The organism is Acinetobacter larvae (assembly GCF_001704115.1).
GTDB classification, from domain to species: Bacteria; Pseudomonadota; Gammaproteobacteria; order Pseudomonadales; family Moraxellaceae; genus Acinetobacter; species Acinetobacter larvae.
This window is the reverse complement of record NZ_CP016895.1, coordinates 3,400,720-3,418,897: the sequence shown is the minus strand read 5'-3', so window position 1 is coordinate 3,418,897 and position 18,178 is coordinate 3,400,720. Positions and strand designations below refer to the sequence as shown.

Annotated in this window: 18 protein-coding genes and 5 tRNA genes; all 23 read left to right on the top strand. The window is 42.0% G+C overall.

Annotated elements, in window-relative coordinates:
* Nucleotides 1–405 precede the first annotated feature (405 nt).
* The 23 genes from BFG52_RS15150 to rplA all read left to right on the top strand — a co-directional run bounded on the left by BFG52_RS15150 (nucleotide 406) and on the right by rplA (nucleotide 18,151).
* Nucleotides 406–1,476: a hypothetical protein gene (locus BFG52_RS15150; protein ID WP_067558097.1), complete on the top strand. Its 1,071-nt coding sequence runs from the start codon at nucleotides 406–408 to the stop codon at nucleotides 1,474–1,476.
* A 178-nt stretch (nucleotides 1,477–1,654) separates the two neighbouring features.
* Complete coding sequence (gene hemC / locus BFG52_RS15145; protein WP_067558094.1) at nucleotides 1,655–2,581, top strand: hydroxymethylbilane synthase; 927 nt, start codon at nucleotides 1,655–1,657, stop codon at nucleotides 2,579–2,581.
* A 93-nt stretch (nucleotides 2,582–2,674) separates the two neighbouring features.
* Complete coding sequence (locus BFG52_RS15140) at nucleotides 2,675–3,460, top strand: uroporphyrinogen-III synthase (RefSeq protein WP_067558091.1); 786 nt, start codon at nucleotides 2,675–2,677, stop codon at nucleotides 3,458–3,460.
* Nucleotides 3,457–4,335, top strand: coding sequence for a hypothetical protein (locus tag BFG52_RS15135; protein ID WP_067558088.1), 879 nt, complete (start codon nucleotides 3,457–3,459; stop codon nucleotides 4,333–4,335). The genes BFG52_RS15140 and BFG52_RS15135 overlap by 4 nt, the downstream gene beginning before the upstream one ends.
* Nucleotides 4,336–4,340: 5 nt before the next feature.
* Nucleotides 4,341–5,546, top strand: coding sequence for a hypothetical protein (locus BFG52_RS15130; RefSeq protein ID WP_067558085.1), 1,206 nt, complete (start codon nucleotides 4,341–4,343; stop codon nucleotides 5,544–5,546).
* A 23-nt stretch (nucleotides 5,547–5,569) separates the two neighbouring features.
* On the top strand, nucleotides 5,570–6,025 hold the full coding sequence (locus BFG52_RS15125; protein ID WP_407639220.1) for an acyl-CoA thioesterase: 456 nt from the start codon (nucleotides 5,570–5,572) through the stop codon (nucleotides 6,023–6,025).
* Nucleotides 6,026–6,150: 125 nt separating this feature from the next.
* The gene (locus BFG52_RS15120; protein WP_067558082.1) at nucleotides 6,151–6,477 is read left to right on the top strand and encodes an H-NS histone family protein; all 327 of its coding nucleotides are present in this window, start codon (nucleotides 6,151–6,153) and stop codon (nucleotides 6,475–6,477) included.
* A 163-nt stretch (nucleotides 6,478–6,640) separates the two neighbouring features.
* Nucleotides 6,641–7,387, top strand: coding sequence for a type II secretion system protein N (gene gspN, locus BFG52_RS15115; protein ID WP_067558078.1), 747 nt, complete (start codon nucleotides 6,641–6,643; stop codon nucleotides 7,385–7,387).
* Nucleotides 7,384–8,208 (top strand): type II secretion system protein N, encoded by an 825-nt coding sequence (locus BFG52_RS15110; RefSeq protein ID WP_067558075.1) that lies wholly within the window; start codon nucleotides 7,384–7,386, stop codon nucleotides 8,206–8,208. The genes gspN and BFG52_RS15110 overlap by 4 nt, the downstream gene beginning before the upstream one ends.
* 56 nt (nucleotides 8,209–8,264) lie before the next feature.
* Nucleotides 8,265–10,484, top strand: a complete 2,220-nt coding sequence (gspD, locus tag BFG52_RS15105) for a type II secretion system secretin GspD (RefSeq protein ID WP_067558072.1) — start codon at nucleotides 8,265–8,267, stop codon at nucleotides 10,482–10,484.
* Between the two features lie 123 nt (nucleotides 10,485–10,607).
* Nucleotides 10,608–11,363 carry an FHA domain-containing protein gene (locus BFG52_RS15100; RefSeq protein ID WP_067558070.1) on the top strand — a complete coding sequence of 252 codons (756 nt, stop codon included), beginning with the start codon at nucleotides 10,608–10,610 and terminating at the stop codon, nucleotides 11,361–11,363.
* A gap of 177 nt (nucleotides 11,364–11,540) precedes the next feature.
* Nucleotides 11,541–12,230, top strand: a complete 690-nt coding sequence (locus BFG52_RS15095) for a phosphoglycolate phosphatase (RefSeq protein ID WP_067558067.1) — start codon at nucleotides 11,541–11,543, stop codon at nucleotides 12,228–12,230.
* Between the two features lie 160 nt (nucleotides 12,231–12,390).
* Nucleotides 12,391–13,884: an anthranilate synthase component I gene (gene trpE, locus BFG52_RS15090; RefSeq protein ID WP_067558064.1), complete on the top strand. Its 1,494-nt coding sequence runs from the start codon at nucleotides 12,391–12,393 to the stop codon at nucleotides 13,882–13,884.
* Between the two features lie 97 nt (nucleotides 13,885–13,981).
* A tRNA-Thr gene (locus BFG52_RS15085) sits at nucleotides 13,982–14,057 on the top strand.
* Between the two features lie 48 nt (nucleotides 14,058–14,105).
* Nucleotides 14,106–14,189: transfer RNA gene (locus tag BFG52_RS15080), tRNA-Tyr, on the top strand.
* A gap of 39 nt (nucleotides 14,190–14,228) precedes the next feature.
* Nucleotides 14,229–14,304 (top strand) — tRNA-Gly (locus BFG52_RS15075).
* A gap of 13 nt (nucleotides 14,305–14,317) precedes the next feature.
* Nucleotides 14,318–14,392, top strand: a tRNA-Thr gene (locus BFG52_RS15070).
* Nucleotides 14,393–14,536: 144 nt separating this feature from the next.
* The gene (gene tuf, locus BFG52_RS15065) at nucleotides 14,537–15,727 is read left to right on the top strand and encodes an elongation factor Tu (RefSeq protein ID WP_067558061.1); all 1,191 of its coding nucleotides are present in this window, start codon (nucleotides 14,537–14,539) and stop codon (nucleotides 15,725–15,727) included.
* A 55-nt stretch (nucleotides 15,728–15,782) separates the two neighbouring features.
* Nucleotides 15,783–15,858 (top strand) — tRNA-Trp (locus BFG52_RS15060).
* A gap of 72 nt (nucleotides 15,859–15,930) precedes the next feature.
* Complete coding sequence (secE, locus tag BFG52_RS15055) at nucleotides 15,931–16,371, top strand: preprotein translocase subunit SecE (RefSeq protein ID WP_067558058.1); 441 nt, start codon at nucleotides 15,931–15,933, stop codon at nucleotides 16,369–16,371.
* 7 nt (nucleotides 16,372–16,378) lie between these two features.
* Entirely contained in the window at nucleotides 16,379–16,912 is a 534-nt protein-coding gene (gene nusG / locus BFG52_RS15050) for a transcription termination/antitermination protein NusG (RefSeq protein WP_067558056.1), read from the top strand.
* Nucleotides 16,913–17,023: 111 nt separating this feature from the next.
* Entirely contained in the window at nucleotides 17,024–17,452 is a 429-nt protein-coding gene (gene rplK / locus BFG52_RS15045; RefSeq protein ID WP_004868049.1) for a 50S ribosomal protein L11, read from the top strand.
* A gap of 3 nt (nucleotides 17,453–17,455) precedes the next feature.
* Nucleotides 17,456–18,151: a 50S ribosomal protein L1 gene (gene rplA / locus BFG52_RS15040; protein ID WP_067558053.1), complete on the top strand. Its 696-nt coding sequence runs from the start codon at nucleotides 17,456–17,458 to the stop codon at nucleotides 18,149–18,151.
* Nucleotides 18,152–18,178: the final 27 nt, after the last annotated feature.

Below are 18,178 nucleotides of genomic sequence, written 5' to 3'. Positions count from 1 at the left end.
TATGCTATTGATTTTTTAAAGTTGTCGCTGTGATCGCTTGATTGAATTCTGACCTGAATAGACTTCAATTGATCTTCCAATGACGACCACAGTGCCAGCAAAAGTCAGCATCTCCAGTCCAATAGCGTATCTTATACAATATGTGCACAATATGTGATTGTTCTGATTATATCTGTCAAGGATCTCAGGTATTTGCGTTTGAAAAAATGCCCTGAAAAAGAATAAAAGTAACTTTTGTATGCAACAAAACTACAAATCATTGCAGTGATAAATTTTTAATTGGTAACAATAGACAGGGTTAGTTTTTGAATACAGCGAATACCACTATGTTGCCTGTAGCTTTAGTTAGTTTCTTTAAGATTAGTTCCCTTATGAATTGATCGATTGATATCGCTTGAACATCACATGATACGTCATAAGTTTAAACTTAAATATGTATTATTTGGCATGCTGTCTTTATGTATGGTATGGATGCTATTAGCTTGTCAAAAAGCACAAACAGTTGACCACATTGAACATGAACTCAATACGGTGTCTGAGCCTAAAGTGCAGGATCTCGACGCACTCTGTCAAGAACTCGATGGCGAAATCCAAAACTTGGATCATCAACGGGGGAGTTTGGCTCTAGAGCAGATTAACCAAAACTTACGGATGTGCTTGCAAGTGTATAACTTTGAGCAGCAAATGCAAGTTATGGATGCTATCAATCAGATGTATGGTCGCTTTTTACAAGTGGCACGTAGCCCAGAAGAACAACAAGCCTTAGAACATTATGCTGTCGAACAGTATTTATATCCAACAATTCATGCCGAACATTATGCGTTGCTTAATGCGCGAGACCGCTATTTAATTCGCCATCAAGGTCAGTTTTACTTAGAGCTTTATATCAATGCCAAACAAGAGGTGCGCTATCGTCGCCAACCACAATATTTGGCAAAGCTGTTTGCGATTTATTTACCAGAGGCAGAAAAACAATTTATACAGCAGTTGGCTCAGCAAAATGAACGGGCTTTGATTAAGCAACAAAGTTTATTACTTTCACCTCAGCAGTTGGCTGAGCGTGCTCAGTTTTGGCAAAACTATTTACAGACCTATCCAAACAGTTATTTTAAAAAAGATGCACAATATTTATTGCAAGTTTACCAAGCACTTTTATTTAAAGGAACGACTAAGTCTGCTGTTTCCTATCTGTATCAGGACTTGGCAGATATACAGCCGAGTAGTTTACGGGTGATTCAAGCTCTGGCAGAACAGCCGCATGGTGCTTTGGCAGAAAAAGCACGTAAGTTTATTCATTTTATGCACATGTCAGATGCACAACGTGCCGCTCAGATTGATGTTGCAGAGCCTTTAGATGATAGTAATGCGCAACAAAAGGTATTACAGCAACTGAATCAATATGTTGGTTTAATTGATTTTGATATTGAGCATCCTCAGAAAGATTGTTTTAGCGATGCAATATGTTACGAGATATAAATTGCATCTAATTTCCAGCATAGCTTGCTAGAATGGCGCAGTATATTGACTTAATTGGGGCAGTAGCTTGCAGTATTTTAAAGAATCATCGCGATTTTATATATTTTACTTGCAATTTTATCTTGCACAGTTAAGTTTTAAATACATCATCTTGAGTCATTTCAAATAGACGGCTGTTATGAACACAACTTTAAAAATTGCCACACGTCAAAGCCCTCTTGCACTTTGGCAAGCGGAGTTTATTGCATCAGCATTAAAGCGTTTACATCCAGACTTACAGGTTGAGTTGGTTCGCTTTGTGACCCAAGGGGATAAGATACTCGATACACCATTGGCAAAAATTGGTGGTAAAGGCTTATTTGTAAAAGAATTAGAGGCTGCTTTGCTCGATGGGCGTGCTGATTTGGCTGTGCATTCAATGAAGGATGTACCCATGGCTTTACCGGAAGGTCTAGATTTGGCTGTGATTTGTGAGCGTGAAGACCCTCTCGATGCTTTTGTTTCCAATCATTATGCAGATTTTGATGCACTTCCACAGGGTGCTCGTTTAGGCACATCAAGCTTACGCCGCCGTTGTCAGTTATTGAAGTTTCGCCCTGATTTAGACGTGATCGATTTACGCGGTAATGTTGGTACACGTTTAGCGAAGCTTGATGCTGGTGAATATGATGCCATTATTTTAGCCAGTGCTGGATTAAAACGTTTAGGCTTGAGTGCGCGTATTCGCCATGGTTTAGCTGCTGATATTAGCTTACCTGCCGTTGGGCAAGGGGCATTGGGTTTAGAATGCCGTCGTGATGATGCGCGGGTTTTAGCACTGATTCAACCTTTACGACATTTAGACAGTGAATATTGTGTGCGTGCCGAGCGTGCCTTTAATGCATATTTAGAGGGCGGTTGTCAGGTGCCTATTGCGGCTTACGCGACCTTGCATGGTGACAACTTAGAGATTGAAGGGCGTGTTGGGAGTATCGATGGACAAACCTTATTGCGTAGCACACGTCGTGGTTCATACCAAGATGCAGAAGCATTAGGCGTGGCATTGGCGCAAGACTTGATCGCACAAGGCGCCAATGATTTATTGCAAGCACTGTATCAGGCATAACCTTGATGTTGATGTTGATGTTGATGTTGATGTTGATGTGGTCGGGTGAGTGCTGTGACAGGGTTCGCTCAGCTTTACTGGGGTAAATACGATATGCTCTTTATCAATACTCGCCCGCATGATCGGGCACAGCCGCTCAGCACAGCACTTGAACAGGCAGCTATTCAGGTGTTTGATTATCCTTTATTGGTGTTGACGGCAAAACCCTTGACGGCGCAGCTCAAGCAGCACTATGCACAATTGCCTCAGATACAGGCTATTGTTGTGGTCAGTCCGACTGCAGTTGAGATCGGTATGCGGTATTTGCAAGCATGTAAGGTTGAGTTGTCTACTTTGCGGCATGTGCAATGGATTGCTGTTGGAAAGACGACAGCGCAGGCATTGGCGCATTATGGTATTGATGCGCTGGTACCAACATTAGAAAGCTCTGAAGGCATGTTGCAATTACCCTTATTTCAACAAGATTTACAGCGTATCGCATTTTGGCGTGGTGAAGGTGGACGTCAATTTATGATGCAGCACTGCCAACAACAGGGCATGACAATATTCAATTTCATATTATATGTGCGAGCATTACCAATGAGCGCACAACAAAATCTACCAAGATTACTGCAACAAATGCAGCAATCTCGTGCTGTTGTTGTGGCTATCAGCAGTGAGGCGAGCTGGAATTATTGGAGTGATCTAATGCAGCAGGATCATCTGCGATTATGGCAAGCTTGTCATTATTTGGTATTAGGACCACGCTTGTATCATCGATTAATCAGTGATAGAACAAATTTACAGTGTGACTATACCGTAACTGAGCTGGCTGATTTATCGACCAGCTCGATTGTCCAGACTATTCAAGGATTATCACAGTTCCTAAGGAATGTATGAGAAAATACTTATTCATCTTGTTTTTTTTAATTTTGGCATGGCTCATCAAGCTGAGTTTTAATAGTTATCAATATGCTGAACAACTCAATGCGCTAATGACACAAGATCATCAGATCGCACAACACTATGCCAATTTGAATGACCAAGTGATTGCATTGCAACGCAATCAACTTGAGTATAGTCAAGCTTTGAAAAAGTCCACATCACCACGTCCTGCTGTGAAGGCATCGAAAGCGCCATCTCCTGCGATGTCTGCGGCAGATGAGAATACTGCGCGGATTATTCAACCCGCACAATTATTTAAACAACAATTACAACTGGCGCAATTTGCCGTGCAACAGCAGCAATATGTTTATGCGCTTGAGCAGCTCAATGAGATTAAACAGTCACTGGATCATTATGCAATTGCCGCTTCTATTCAGCAAAGTTTAACGCAGGCAATTGATCGAGATATTAAGAGCATTCAGCATTTTGTTTTATCTCAACAGCAGCAACAACAACATTTGGAACAAGTATTAAGTAGTATCGATGGAGCGCTTATAGATGCTTTACAACAGCAGCAATTGAGTCCATCGGCTCAAAATCAACATTTTTGGCAGCGCTGGTTTCAGATTGAACAGCGTACAGATCAACATGTAGATTTGGTACACCGTCGTTATATTTTAAAAGAAGTCCAGTTGCGAACATTATTGGCGAAGCAGGCTTTAATACGCGGTGAGGCAGTTGAGTTTCGCGAGATGTTAAATATCGCGATGCTGGAGATTCAACAATTACCCGATGCCAGCAGTCAAAAGATTAAACAACAGCTCAAAGCTGTGCAGAATGCTTCTCTGGTTGCTGCACCTCAACTGACTGCCTTAGATATTTTGGGCTAACAACGATGAAAAAAATGTTATTGGCATACGCCGTATTACTCTTACTGAGTTTGGTGCTATTGCTTCCAGTAAGTTATGCGTCAGGCAGTGGTTATCTTTATATTCTGTGGATGGGAATCCAAATACAGTCTACTGTGGTGGCATTCGTTTTAGCCACGTTATTATTTTGTTTTATTATCCATGTCATTTTTATATTACTCAAAAAACTTTTGGCACGCTTGCAACGCGAACAAACAGAATTACTTGCGTTTGATGCATTACATCCATATGAGCAATTGGGTGTTGTTTGGATATTAAAAGCAGAACCGCAACAGGGCGATTTTATTCAACAACGTTTCGATCAGTCTGGTCTATTACAACATATTGTCCAAGCACGATTACTATTTAAGCAACAACAGTATCAACAGGCTTTAGAGTGTTTAGATGCATGCCCGCCTGCTACATTTGAGTTGGCTGAAATTCAGAAAATAGAAATATATCTTGCACAAGGTGAGGTGCAAACCGCATTGAGTCGCTTAAGTTTCTTATCTGGTCAGCCATTATCGCCTTGGTTAATAACCTTGCAAGATAGTTATCAAATACGCTTACAGCAATTGTGGTATAGCATAGCTGTGCAATATCCATGGGCATATTTACAGTCCATGGATAGCACGATTATTACTCAGCAATTGAATGATGATGAGCAGGCAGTATGGCTTCAACAATTATTGGGGCAATTTTCAAACGCTTCGGCTGCAGATATTCAAAAATTAATTGAATTATATATAAATCAATCGATTGATTTATATCAATTACCGTATAATTTACAATTGTTACATTTAAAGGTGTTGGCTTATTTACCTGAAATGAGCAGTCAATATCAAGATTTTGCATTGCACTTATTAACGCAACATTTTAATCAAGATTTGTTTTATTTGTGGTTACAACAACAATTATTAGAAGACAACCCAGATTTTGAAAAAATTGAGAGTCATATAGAACTATTTGAGAAAAAGTATTCTGATTTACCTATATTAACTTTCGCAAGATGGCACATCTATATGGCAACAGATCGTGTTAATGATGCAGAGGCATTATTGTCGCGTTATCCCGATAATATTTTGATGAACTACTTACGCATTAAGTCAAAATTAAAAGATGATGAGTCATTAATTAAACAACTCAATTTGATTTTTGAAAGCGATGTTAATTTTATTAAGTTCAAAATCTAAGGTGCAATATAAAAGGAATATCTATGTCTATTGATGCATTAAGCGACTATCCAGTAATCCACTACCAATCGGTTGCTTGGGGAGACATGGATGCTTTCGGTCATGTGAATAATGTACTTTATTATCGGTATATAGAAAGTGCACGAATTGCTTATTTTGATCGTTTAAAGGTCTTTCAGCAAGGCATATTAAGTGTTGTGGCATCGAGCCAATGCCACTATTTAAAACCAGTGTTTTATCCAGATGTTTTACGTGTTGCTGCGCGCGTAGATGAAATGAGAAATAGTGCGATTCGTATGCATTATTTACTATTTAGTGAGCAGCAAAATGAAATAGTTGCTAAAGCTGAAGCAGTTATAGTATTTGTTGATAATGTGCAGATGAAAAAAACATTAATACCGGAGGACATACGCAATAGTATTATTTCTCTAGAATCAAGTGTTGACCACATATTGAATCGTGCAATAAATATAAAATAAAGCGGTAGAATTTGTATGTTTATGTATTTAATTCATTATGAGTATTGATTATTCTCTATTTAAAAAATATTATTGCTGCTACATTATTTTAAATAAATAATTTTTTGAATGTTTACGGAGTTGTTATGATGCCTGATATTAGTACGCTAACAGTTGAGCAGTTAAAACGTCTGACTGCTGAAGCTGAAGCTTTAATTGAAAGTAAAAAGGATGAAGAAGTCGAAGCTGCATATAATCAAATTGTAGAGATAGCGGAGAAGGCTGGTTTAAGCCTTGAGCAATTCATTGAATATGGTGCACAGAAACGTAAAAAACATACACGTAAAGCTGTAGAGCCACGTTATCGTAATAAAAGCAATCCTTCAGAAACTTGGACTGGTCGTGGTAAACAACCACGTTGGTTAGTTGCTGAGATTGAAAAAGGTGCCAAACTAGAAGACTTCCTTATCTAGTTTCATCATTTTGTCACTCACAAAGTCTAATATAAAAAAACCAAGCAAATGCTTGGTTTTTTTATTTAAAGCGATCTGGGCTGTTGAAAGAAAGAGGGATAATGTGTTAATTACAAGGAATGACATCGTATATGGAAAAATAATTTGAAATGGTGCCAAGGTAATGAATAAAAAAACCAAGCAAATGATGTGGTGCGGCGGTGCAGTAAGCGCTTTTTTATTTTTTGTTTTACTGCAAGTTCCAGCATCTTGGTTGATGAATAAATTTTATAATGACCAGCATCTGTTTGAAAATGTCAGTGGTAATATTTGGCAAGGACAAGCTGATTGGCAAAAAGGGCAATTAAATGGCAGCATCAGTTGGAAAATTCGCCCGCTCGATTTATTTTTATTGCGCTTTGCCGCAGATATTCAGCTCAATAGTCATCAGAGTAATGCCGCGGGCATTGTTGGCTATACGCTTAATCAAACATTAAAACTTAAACAACTTAAGGCTAGTATATCACCTGAAACTTTGGCGCAAATGTCAGAGTGGCAGTGGCCCGCAAATGCTATTCAGCTGCAGGATGTGCAGTTTGATTTTAAAAAAGGACAGGGATTTAGTCATGTGGCTGGTGATTTGCAATGGGGTGGGGGCGAATTACTGTACCAGTTTTCGCAACGTGAAGACCGTATGAATGTTCCTGCTTTACAAGCTCAATTACAAGATCAAGAAGGCAAATTATTGATTCCTGTTGTAGATCGCCGTCAGCAAAAAATGGCGAATTTAGCGATTGATCCGACCCTTATGCTCGATGTCCAGTTGAGTCAGCGTTTATTGATGAATGTTGCATCTTATCAAGGTAAAGCTGGGCTCGATAGTATGGTCTTGAGTTCGCGACAACCCTTGTTGCAAGGGGGGCAAGAATGAGTTGGCGTCATTCATTACGTGATCTTTCTTGGCAACGTGTAGAGCGTATCGCGCCAGTGCTATTGGCAATTTTGCTGTTACTGCTGTGCTGGCGTTTGGCGAGTATCTTTTGGTGGTTTGTTGCACCGCCACAGTTTTTTAATAGCAGCCAAGTCGTATTGGGGTCACAACAAGACAATATTCCAAATATCAGTCACTTCTCTTTATTTTATGAAGTAGGGCAGTCACAACAATCAGATGAGTTATCTGGTGCAGAGTTGCAAGGGGTTATGGTCGCGCAGCCACAACATTATTCTTCTGCGGTGATTAAACTTGAAGATCATGCTGAGCGCTATCGTATCGGTGAGTCGATAGGAGATAGTGCATACCAATTGGCAGAAGTGTATTGGGATCATGTTGTACTCAGCCAAGGTGCTATACGTAAAGTACTCAAATTTAATGGCATTGATAATCTAGATCAGCCTTTAGACCAGAATGATGCGGAGCTCGCCATGACTGCACCACAGCAACAGCGCGGCAATAATTCCAATAGCAATGTTTTGGGGCAAGCGATAGAACAGCTCAATAACAACCAAGCGCAGTATTTACAGCAAATGGGCGTTAATCCTGGTGAAGATGGCTATGAAGTTACCGAACAAACTCCCGCTGCATTACGTCAGAAATTGGGTTTAATTGCTGGTGATCGAATATTGTCTATTAATGGTCAGAATGTGGGGCAAGGTTCTGATGCGCAGTTATTAGAACAAGCGAAACGTACAGGAAAGGTCAAAATTGATATCAAAAGAGGTGAACAAGTGCTAAGTTTCGAGCAGAGCTTGTGATTATTAGACAATATTAGTATTGGAACTACAAATAGAATTAGGAACGACAATTAGGTATGACTTTTTTGAATCAACATCGTCCATTCTGGTCTTTTGCGGTTGCTGCGCCAGTTTGTATGCTTATCGCAACAGCAGCTCAAGCGCAAACATGGAAAATTAACTTACGTGATGCTGATTTAACTGCATTTATTAATGAAGTCGCAGATATTACCGGTAAGAACTTTACTGTAGATCCTCGTGTTCGAGGGAATGTTACAGTTATTTCGAATAAGCCGCTCAATAAAAATGAAGTCTATGATTTATTTCTGGGTGTGTTAAATGTGAATGGGGTGGTGGCGATTCCTTCAGGCAACACGGTGCGTATTGTTCCAGATAGTAATGCTAAAAATGCAGGTATGGCATATGATGCGCGTAATCAGGCACGAGGTGATCAAATTGTTACGCGGGTGATTTGGTTGGATAATACCAATCCCAATGATTTGGTGCCTGCGCTAAAACCGTTGTTACCGCAATTTGCACATTTGGCCGCCGTTCCTGGGACCAATGCCTTAATTGTATCGGACCGCGCCAGTAATATTTACCAGCTCGATACGATTATTCGAAACTTAGATGGTACTGGGCAAAATGATATAGAGGCGATTGGTTTACAGTCTAGTCAAGCAGAAGAAATCATTGGTTTATTAGAAGCAATGTCTTCGACGGGCTCAGCCAAAGATTTGGCGGGTGCGCGGGTTAGAATTTTGGCGGATATACGGACCAATCGGATTTTACTCAAAGGTGATCCGAATAGCCGGAAACGAATTCGGCAAACGATTGAAATGCTTGATGTACCATCCGCAGATCGTTTGGGTGGCTTAAAGGTTTATAAACTACGTTATGCCAATGCAGAAAATCTATCCAAGATTTTACAAGGGCTGGTGACTGGGCAGGCTGTAAATAACGACAGCAACAATAGCGCGAGCAGCACTGGCTCAAATCATAGTAATAATATTAACCAGCTCATTCAGAATATGGGCAATAGCAACAGTAGCGGCAGTAACAGCAGCAATATTAGTACACCCGCGATTAGTTTAAATAGTAATAGTCAGAACAATAGTCAAAATAGCATCAATAGTTTTAATGCCAATGGTGTGAGTATTATTGCAGATAAAGAACAAAATGCTTTGGTGGTCAAAGCTGAGCCACAATTGATGCGCGAAATTGACGCGGCGATCCAACAGCTCGATATACGACGTCAGCAAGTTTTAATTGAGGCAGCGATTATTGAAGTCAGCGGCAATGATGCAGATCAATTGGGGGTGCAATGGGCGCTGGGTGATATTAGTAGCGGTATCGGTTTACTGAACTTCTCTAATGTAGGTGCTAGCCTAACCAGTTTGGCGGCAGGATATTTAAGCGGTGGAAAGTCCGGTCTGGCTGGGGCTTTGGCAAATAATCCCAATGGCGCGCCTGGTACTGTGATTGGGGTCGGTAAATATACTGAAGGCGCGGATGGATCCCGTAAACTTTATGGTGCCTTGATCCAAGCACTGAAAGCCAATACTAAGTCCAATTTATTATCGACACCATCGATTGTGACCATGGACAATGAAGAAGCCTATATTGTGGTGGGGCAGAATGTACCGTTTATGACCGGATCGGTGGCTTCAAGTGCTACTGGTGTGAACCCTTATACCACGGTAGAGCGTAAAGATGTCGGGGTGACCCTCAAGGTCGTTCCACATATTGGTGAGGGCGGTGCGATCCGTTTGGAAGTGCAGCAAGAAGTCTCTGCGGTACAGGCCAATAAAGGTCAAGCTGCCGACTTGATTACCAGTAAGCGTGCCATTAAAACGTCGGTGTTGGCAGATCATGGTCAAACCGTGGTATTGGGTGGTTTAATGAGTGATAGCAGTATGCAATCTCGTGAAGCCGTACCGTTCTTGGGTGCAATTCCTGGTTTAGGGCGGTTATTCCGTTCTGACAATAAGTCAGCCGACAAAACCAATTTATTGGTTTTTATTCATCCAACAATTGTCGCTGATAGTGAGGATATGCGCAGATTGGGGCAACGCCGTTATGAACAACTTTATAGTTTGCAATTGGCGATGGATAAAGACGGCAGTTTTTCCAAATTACCCGAACAGTTAGATGATATTTACCAGCCCCGTCTACCGATCAATACACCATCTAAGCCAGCGCAAGCGACACCCTATCAACAGTTACCGTCCGGCGGTGCAACAGCCGTACCCGCTGCTACAGCACCCGTAGTGACACCCGCTGCAACTCAGCCCTGATAATATTTTTAATATGTTGTCATTTAAACATCTCTTAGTGTTGCATAAGCGCCTATCATCAAGGGCTATACAGTGGTGTATGCCGTGTTAATATGAACAAGCATTAAAAATGAGAAAGGCATTATGACTTGGAAATTACAAGCTATTAGCGATGAATTGGCTGGCGCTGATTTGATCATTGATCGAGATATGTTGGTTGGGCGACATCAAGACGCAGATGTTCTGTTGCAGTCTGCGGCAATTTCACGTCGTCATGCAGCATTTTTATTGAAAGAGCAGCAACTTTATCTACAAGATCTAAACTCCTCTAATGGAACTTTTGTCAATGCAGTGCGTATTCAAACTGAAACGCAGCTACACGCAAATGACAAAATTCAATTTGCCAATATTGAATTTGTGGTATTACAACAGCCGCATGAATCGATACAAAACGCAGAAACTACAGCAAATACAGAAAGCACAGCAAATACAGAGGCAGCGCTGCAAAGCACTGCAGTACAAAATAGTGCAGAAGAACAACTGACGCTCAATGAACAAAAGGTTCTGGCAGAACAGAAGACACCTGAAAACCAGCAGAATAGTGAAGAGCAAAAGCCAGTAGATCAGGGTATGCCAAGTTTGGCAGAACGGGCAGCAGATATTACGCTGGGGCGTGACGGTATGCCACAGCAGGTTGCGATTCCTAAGCCGGCACCGATCCCCGAAGGTGTTGACTTAACTGCCGTGCAGCAAAAGGCAGAACCCGAAAAAGTCGCCATTGAAACACCCCCATCAGCGGTTGAGCAACAGCTAGAACAAAAGAAAAATGTGTCTGTGGGGCTATTAACAGTCATTGTATTGGTCATTATTGCTGTACTGGCCTGGTGGTTTTTGCAGTAATTCATACTGACCGATTTGAGGTTGTCACTGTTTGCAACAGCTTCAGCCTCAAATACTTATCCTGTTGTTTAATTTGTTTCTGTTTAATTTATTTCGATGCAACGACCAGCCAGACCCATATAAGTTAGATTGGTTGTTGTCGTACATAGATGTTGTAGTACAAAGGTAAGGTAAGAGATGGATTTTCCTATACTGGCAGAGAAGACGTTAATTTTATTTGATTTAGATGGCACCTTGGTAGATTCAGCAAGTGATTTGTATCGTGCAATGAATTTGAGCCTAGCACGTTTACATTTGCCATCGGTGACTGAAGCGCAAGTGCGTGTTTGGGTCGGTAAAGGGAGTAAGGTGTTTTGTGAAAGTGTTCTGGCGTATTTAAAGGGTACGGTTGACGCAGTCTTGTTGGAACAGTTATTGGCAACCTTTTTGGACATCTATAATGCTGAGCCTTGTATCGACACCCAACCCTTTGCTGGCGTGCAGGAATTTTTGCATGCAATGCAACAGCAAGGAAAAATATTGCTCTGTGTGACCAATAAACCAGAAATACCTGCCCGAAAAATATTGCAACAACTTGGTTTAATACATTATTTTGCAGATGTAGTCGGGGGAGATCGTTTTGCTGTGCGTAAACCAGATCCTAAGCCCTTATTATTTTGTATGGAAAAATACCAAGTACAGCCGGCTGCGACACTCATGGTGGGGGATTCTAGCAATGATGTCGAGGCGGCACGTCGTGCAGGTGTAGATTGTATTGTTTTAAGCTATGGCTATAATCATGGTGAAGACATACGCTTATGTCAGCCGCAATGGATACTCGATCAACTTACAGAACTGTTGGATGAGGCTACAGTCTCACCATCATAAGTCGCGTTTAATTGTTTATATGCTTTAAAGATTTTGAGAATAGAACATGAGAGTGAATCATAAGCTGTTGTTTCGATGGCGATACTAAAGTGAACCATAGATGGCGTAATGGCCACATCTTGCGTATTGCATATTGTTTAACACCACCAGAGACATTCGAATGACTAGCGAAAACCAATTTCAACAACTAGCTAATGCTGGCTATAACCTTATTCCAGTGTACCGCCAGCGTTTGGCCGATACCGATACGCCCTTATCGGTATTTGCCCGTTTAAAACAACATGAACAAGCATACTTATTTGAATCTGTAGAAGGCGGAGAAAATTGGGCACGTTTTTCGATTATAGGTTTGGGTGAGTCCACCGTTTTTTCATGCAATGACGGTGTATTAACGGTTCAAAATCAACACGGTGTACAGCAACAGCAGTCTTGTGCTGATCCCTTTCAATATATCCGTGATTTTTTAGCACAATATCGTGTGCCAGATGCCTCACAGCTGCCCGGACTTCCTAAGTTTACTGGTGGGCTGGTAGGGTATATGGGCTACGACGCTGTGCGTTATATTGAGCCACGGTTGCAAAAAGTAGCGAGTGAGGACCCTGTTGGCTTACCTGATATCTGGATGATGCTATCCAAAACAGTTATTGTTTTTGATAATTTAAAAGACACGCTCTTTTTGATTGTGCATGCCGATAGCACGGACCCCGAGGCTTATGTAAAAGCGCAGCAGCAATTAGACCAATTAGAACAAATGTTAGATACGCCTGTGACCTTACAAGCACATCAACATACCGCGCCGGTCTTTCGTTCCTTGACAGGGCAACAGCAATATCAAGACAGTGTTGAACAAATTAAAGAATATATCCGTGCTGGTGATGTGATGCAGGTGGTGCCGGGGCATCGTATGGTTTCCGATTTTGATGGCGATCCATTACAAGTTTATCGTGCATTACGTCATCTCAATCCATCGCCCTATTTGTTTTTGGTGCAAGGAAAAACCTTGGTCGACCAAAAGCCATTTCATATTGTGGGGTCATCACCTGAAATCTTGTCGCGTTTAGAGCATGGTATCGCGACGGTGCGACCTTTGGCAGGGACACGCCCGCGTGGGCAAACGCTGGCTGAGGATTTGGCGCTGGAGCAGGAACTTTTGGCGGATGAAAAAGAAATCGCTGAACATTTAATGCTGATCGATTTGGGGCGCAATGATATCGGTCGAGTGGCAAAAATAGGCAAAGTGAAGGTCACTGATCAAATGGTGATCGAGCGTTATTCGCATGTGATGCATATAGTATCCAATGTTGAAGGCGAAGTTTTGGACGGGGTTGATGCTTTGGATGTTTTTAAAGCAACTTTTCCAGCTGGGACTTTATCGGGCGCACCCAAAATTCGAGCGATGGAAATTATTGACCAAGTTGAACCCGTGAAACGTGGAATTTTTGGTGGCGCTGTTGGTTATTTAGGCTGGCATGGTGAAATGGACATGTCGATCGCTATTCGCACCTGTGTTATTCGCGAAAATCAGGTCTTTGTACAGGCCGGTGCTGGTGTGGTTGCGGACTCAAATGCCCAGTCTGAGTGGAACGAAACACAAATAAAAGCTCGCGCAGTGATCAAAGCGGTTGAATTATCGTCAAACGGCTTAGTTTTATAGTTTTTTTATCTATTTTTTTAAAAAACAACTTGCATGAGCTGAAAGTTTTGCTAAACTGCACACCGTTCCGATACGAAACGTACGAAACAAAAGAAACGCCGACATAGCTCAGTTGGTAGAGCAACTGACTTGTAATCAGTAGGTCCTCAGTTCGAATCCGAGTGTCGGCACCATCTTTAAAGCGTAAGTATCGAAATAGCACTGAAAGTTAAGTGTGATATGGTGGGATTCCCGAGCGGTCAAAGGGAGCAGACTGTAACTCTGCCGCGTAAGCTTCGAAGGTTCGAATCCTTCTCCCACCACCATTAACTTCGATCGTAGTGGTTTTAAAGTACCAACAATGTGCGGGAGTAGCTCAGTTGGTAGAGCGGCAGCCTTCCAAGCTGCATGTCGCGAGTTCGATCCTCGTCTCCCGCTCCATCGAAGGATTATCGCTCTTATAGCTCAGTGGTAGAGCACTCCCTTGGTAAGGGAGAGGTCTCGAGTTCAAATCTCGATAAGAGCTCCAAATACAGTTGTGTAGAGTATTCTACGAAAGATATGAAAGCAGGCTTATTAGTCTGCTTTTTAAGTATTGGGTATCTTGTTTTTTAAACAATATGTCGATGCTGCGTTGTGTTCACTGTGTTCGACGTAAACGAGGAAGATCATCATGGCTAAAGCCAAGTTTGAACGTAATAAACCACACGTTAACGTGGGTACAATTGGTCACGTTGACCATGGTAAAACAACTTTAACAGCTGCAATTGCGACTGTATGTGCAAAAACTTTCGGTGGTGAAGCGAAAGACTACGCTGCAATTGACTCTGCACCAGAAGAAAAAGCACGTGGTATTACCATTAATACATCTCACGTAGAATATGACTCTCCAATCCGTCACTATGCACACGTAGACTGCCCAGGTCACGCCGACTATGTTAAAAACATGATCACTGGTGCTGCGCAAATGGACGGTGCGATCCTAGTATGTTCAGCAACTGACGGCCCAATGCCACAAACACGTGAGCACATCTTGTTGTCTCGTCAGGTTGGTGTACCTTACATCATCGTATTCCTAAACAAATGCGACATCGTTGATGACGAAGAGTTAATCGAATTAGTAGAAATGGAAGTTCGTGAACTTCTATCTACTTATAACTTCCCTGGTGATGATACGCCTGTAATCCGTGGTTCTGCACTTGCAGCATTGAACGGTGAAGACGGTCAGTACGGTGTACCTGCAGTACTTCAATTGGTTGAAGCACTTGACACTTACATCCCAGAACCAGAACGTGCTATCGACAAAGCATTCTTGATGCCAATCGAAGACGTGTTCTCAATCTCTGGTCGTGGTACAGTTGTAACCGGTCGTGTTGAAGCGGGTGTGGTTAAAGTTGGTGAAGAAGTTGAAATCGTTGGTATCAAAGATACCGTGAAAACAACTGTAACTGGCGTTGAAATGTTCCGTAAGCTTCTAGACGAAGGTCGTGCTGGTGAGAACTGTGGTATCTTGCTACGTGGTACAAAACGTGAAGACGTACAACGTGGTCAAGTACTTGCTAAACCAGGTACCATCAAACCGCATACTAAGTTTGACGCTGAAGTATACGTATTGTCTAAAGACGAAGGTGGTCGTCATACACCATTCTTGAATGGTTACCGTCCACAATTCTATTTCCGTACCACAGACGTAACTGGCGCAATCCAATTACAAGATGGCGTGGAAATGGTAATGCCTGGTGACAACGTAGAAATGTCAGTAGAATTGATCCACCCAATCGCAATGGACGCTGGCTTACGCTTCGCGATCCGTGAAGGTGGTCGTACAGTAGGTGCTGGTGTAGTTGCTAAAGTAACTGCATAAAAACCGATAATTGTGTTACACTTCGACCGAGAATTTCGATTCTCGGTTTATCTATAGGTCAGTAGTTCAATTGGTAGAGCGTCGGTCTCCAAAACCGAATGTTGGGGGTTCGAGTCCCTCCTGACCTGCCACTTTTAAAATAAAAGCTGTATTTTGGCTAAATTGTCATATAATAATTCGCGAATTTCACGACGAGTATACGAATGTCGAACGATAAATCGCGTGACGCACTGAGCGACGCGCCAATTCCACAAAGAAATAATTCAGCTGAAGTTGTCAAAACTGGATCGGCTTTAGATGTCGTGCTCTGGGTTGTTGCCTTAGCTTTATTAATTGCTGCATCTCTGGTGAATCAGTATTTACCGGGTTACTGGGTACCTGCGAGTAATATTTGGGTACGCGTTGGCGTAATTGTGGCTTGTATCGTGGTGGCTTTCGGTTTATTATACGCCACCCAGCAAGGTAAGGGCTTTGTGCGTTTACTGGGTGATTCACGTATGGAATTACGTCGAGTTACTTGGCCAACAAAGCAGGAAACAGTAACTACTTCATGGCAAGTGTTATTGGTTGTGATTATTGCAGCACTGGCATTGTGGGGCTTTGATCATCTGATCAACTGGTGCATGAAGTTTATTATCGGGTAAGAAAGCGATGAAACGTTGGTACATTATTCATGCCTATTCAGGTTATGAAAAACAAGTGATGCGTTCACTTAATGATCGAATCCAGCGCAGCGCTGTAGCTGATAGCTTTGGTGAAGTCCTTGTTCCTACCGAAGAAGTGGTAGAAATGAAGGATGGTAAAAAACGTAAATCTGAACGTAAATTCTTTCCAGGCTATGTATTAGTTGAAATGGAAATGAATGATGAAACTTGGCATATCGTAAAAGAATGTCCAAAAGTTTTAGGATTTATCGGTGGTACTGCGGAAAAACCGGCACCAATTACCCAAAAAGAAGCAGATGCCATTCTAGCTCGCGTGAAAAACATTGGTGAAGCACCGCGTCCGAAGACGATGTTTGAGCCAGGTGAAGAATTATTGGTTATTGACGGTCCATTCACTGACTTTAAAGGTGTGGTGGAAGAAGTCTTATATGAGAAGTCGCGGTTAACCCTGACCATCAACGTATTTAATAGACCGACACAAGTTGAACTTGAGTTTCGCCAAGTCGAAAAAACAGTTTAATTTGTATTGGAAGAAAAAGGCCCGACCTTGTCGGGCATTGTTGTTGTAACGCATCGCGTTATATTAAATATTGGGGAGCCGTAAGGCGTTTGTACCCAGAGGTAATAGATAATGGCTAAGAAGATTGACGGCTATATCAAGCTGCAAGTTCCAGCTGGTAAAGCGAATCCATCTCCACCGATCGGTCCTGCACTCGGTCAACGTGGTGTAAACATCATGGCATTCTGTAAAGAATTCAATGCTGCTACACAAAAAGTTGAAGCGGGTCTACCAATCCCTGTCGTGATCACAGTGTACAACGATAAGTCGTTCACTTTCATCATGAAAACTCCACCTGCTGCGATCTTGTTGAAGAAAGCTGCTGGTATCCAAAAAGGGTCAGCTGTACCAAACAAAACTAAAGTTGGTAAATTGACTCGCGCTCAATTAGAAGAAATTGCAACCACAAAAGAACCAGATTTAACTGGTGCTGATTTGGATGCACGTGTACGTACCATCGCTGGTTCTGCGCGTTCTATGGGCTTGGAAGTGGAGCTATAAGACATGGCAAAGTTAACTAAACGCCAAAAGGCCATCGCTGCAGCTGTTGAAGCAAACAAAGTTTATACTTTGGAAGAAGCAGTACAAGTCCTCAATAGCCTACCTGCTGCAAAATTCAAAGAATCTTTGGATATTTCAGTCAACCTAGGCGTAGACCCACGTAAATCAGACCAAGTGGTACGTGGTGCAACCACATTACCAGCAGGTACTGGTAAAACTGTACGTGTTGCAGTATTTGCACAAGGTGCTGCTGCTGAAGCTGCTAAAGCTGAAGGCGCTGATGTTGTTGGTTTTGATGATCTTGCTGAAAGCATCCAACAAGGTAATCTTGACTTTGATGTTGTTATTGCTGCTCCAGATGCAATGCGCGTTGTGGGTAAGTTAGGTACAATTTTGGGTCCACGTGGTTTGATGCCAAACCCGAAAGTGGGCACCGTAACACCTGACGTTGCAACTGCTGTGAAAAATGCTAAAGCTGGTCAAGCACGTTATCGTGTAGACAAAGGCGGTATTATCCATGCTGCAATCGGTCAAGTAGGCTTTGATGTTGCTGCTGTTCGCCAAAACGTTGAAGCACTTGTTGCTGATTTGAAAAAAGCGAAACCTGCTACATCTAAAGGTGTATACATCAAGAAAATTACTTTGAGCTCAACAATGGGTCCTGGTTTAACGATTGATGTAAACAACGTTTCACTTTAAGTTTAACGTTTGCAAGAATTTTAAAGT

Excerpts from the sequence above, each read along its gene's own strand:
- BFG52_RS15150 (WP_067558097.1), top strand. The coding sequence starts at position 406 with ATGATACGTCATAAGTTTAAACTTAAATATGTATTATTTGGCATGCTG.
- nusG (WP_067558056.1), top strand. The coding sequence starts at position 16,379 with ATGAAACGTTGGTACATTATTCATGCCTATTCAGGTTATGAAAAACAA.
- rplA (WP_067558053.1), top strand. The coding sequence starts at position 17,456 with ATGGCAAAGTTAACTAAACGCCAAAAGGCCATCGCTGCAGCTGTTGAA.
- BFG52_RS15125 (WP_407639220.1), top strand. The coding sequence starts at position 5,570 with ATGTCTATTGATGCATTAAGCGACTATCCAGTAATCCACTACCAATCG.
- gspN (WP_067558078.1), top strand. The coding sequence starts at position 6,641 with ATGAATAAAAAAACCAAGCAAATGATGTGGTGCGGCGGTGCAGTAAGC.
- gspD (WP_067558072.1), top strand. The coding sequence starts at position 8,265 with ATGACTTTTTTGAATCAACATCGTCCATTCTGGTCTTTTGCGGTTGCT.
- trpE (WP_067558064.1), top strand. The coding sequence starts at position 12,391 with ATGACTAGCGAAAACCAATTTCAACAACTAGCTAATGCTGGCTATAAC.
- secE (WP_067558058.1), top strand. The coding sequence starts at position 15,931 with ATGTCGAACGATAAATCGCGTGACGCACTGAGCGACGCGCCAATTCCA.
- BFG52_RS15130 (WP_067558085.1), top strand. The coding sequence starts at position 4,341 with ATGAAAAAAATGTTATTGGCATACGCCGTATTACTCTTACTGAGTTTG.
- BFG52_RS15100 (WP_067558070.1), top strand. The coding sequence starts at position 10,608 with ATGACTTGGAAATTACAAGCTATTAGCGATGAATTGGCTGGCGCTGAT.
- BFG52_RS15140 (WP_067558091.1), top strand. The coding sequence starts at position 2,675 with ATGCTCTTTATCAATACTCGCCCGCATGATCGGGCACAGCCGCTCAGC.
- hemC (WP_067558094.1), top strand. The coding sequence starts at position 1,655 with ATGAACACAACTTTAAAAATTGCCACACGTCAAAGCCCTCTTGCACTT.
- BFG52_RS15095 (WP_067558067.1), top strand. The coding sequence starts at position 11,541 with ATGGATTTTCCTATACTGGCAGAGAAGACGTTAATTTTATTTGATTTA.
- BFG52_RS15135 (WP_067558088.1), top strand. The coding sequence starts at position 3,457 with ATGAGAAAATACTTATTCATCTTGTTTTTTTTAATTTTGGCATGGCTC.
- BFG52_RS15110 (WP_067558075.1), top strand. The coding sequence starts at position 7,384 with ATGAGTTGGCGTCATTCATTACGTGATCTTTCTTGGCAACGTGTAGAG.
- BFG52_RS15120 (WP_067558082.1), top strand. The coding sequence starts at position 6,151 with ATGATGCCTGATATTAGTACGCTAACAGTTGAGCAGTTAAAACGTCTG.
- rplK (WP_004868049.1), top strand. The coding sequence starts at position 17,024 with ATGGCTAAGAAGATTGACGGCTATATCAAGCTGCAAGTTCCAGCTGGT.
- tuf (WP_067558061.1), top strand. The coding sequence starts at position 14,537 with ATGGCTAAAGCCAAGTTTGAACGTAATAAACCACACGTTAACGTGGGT.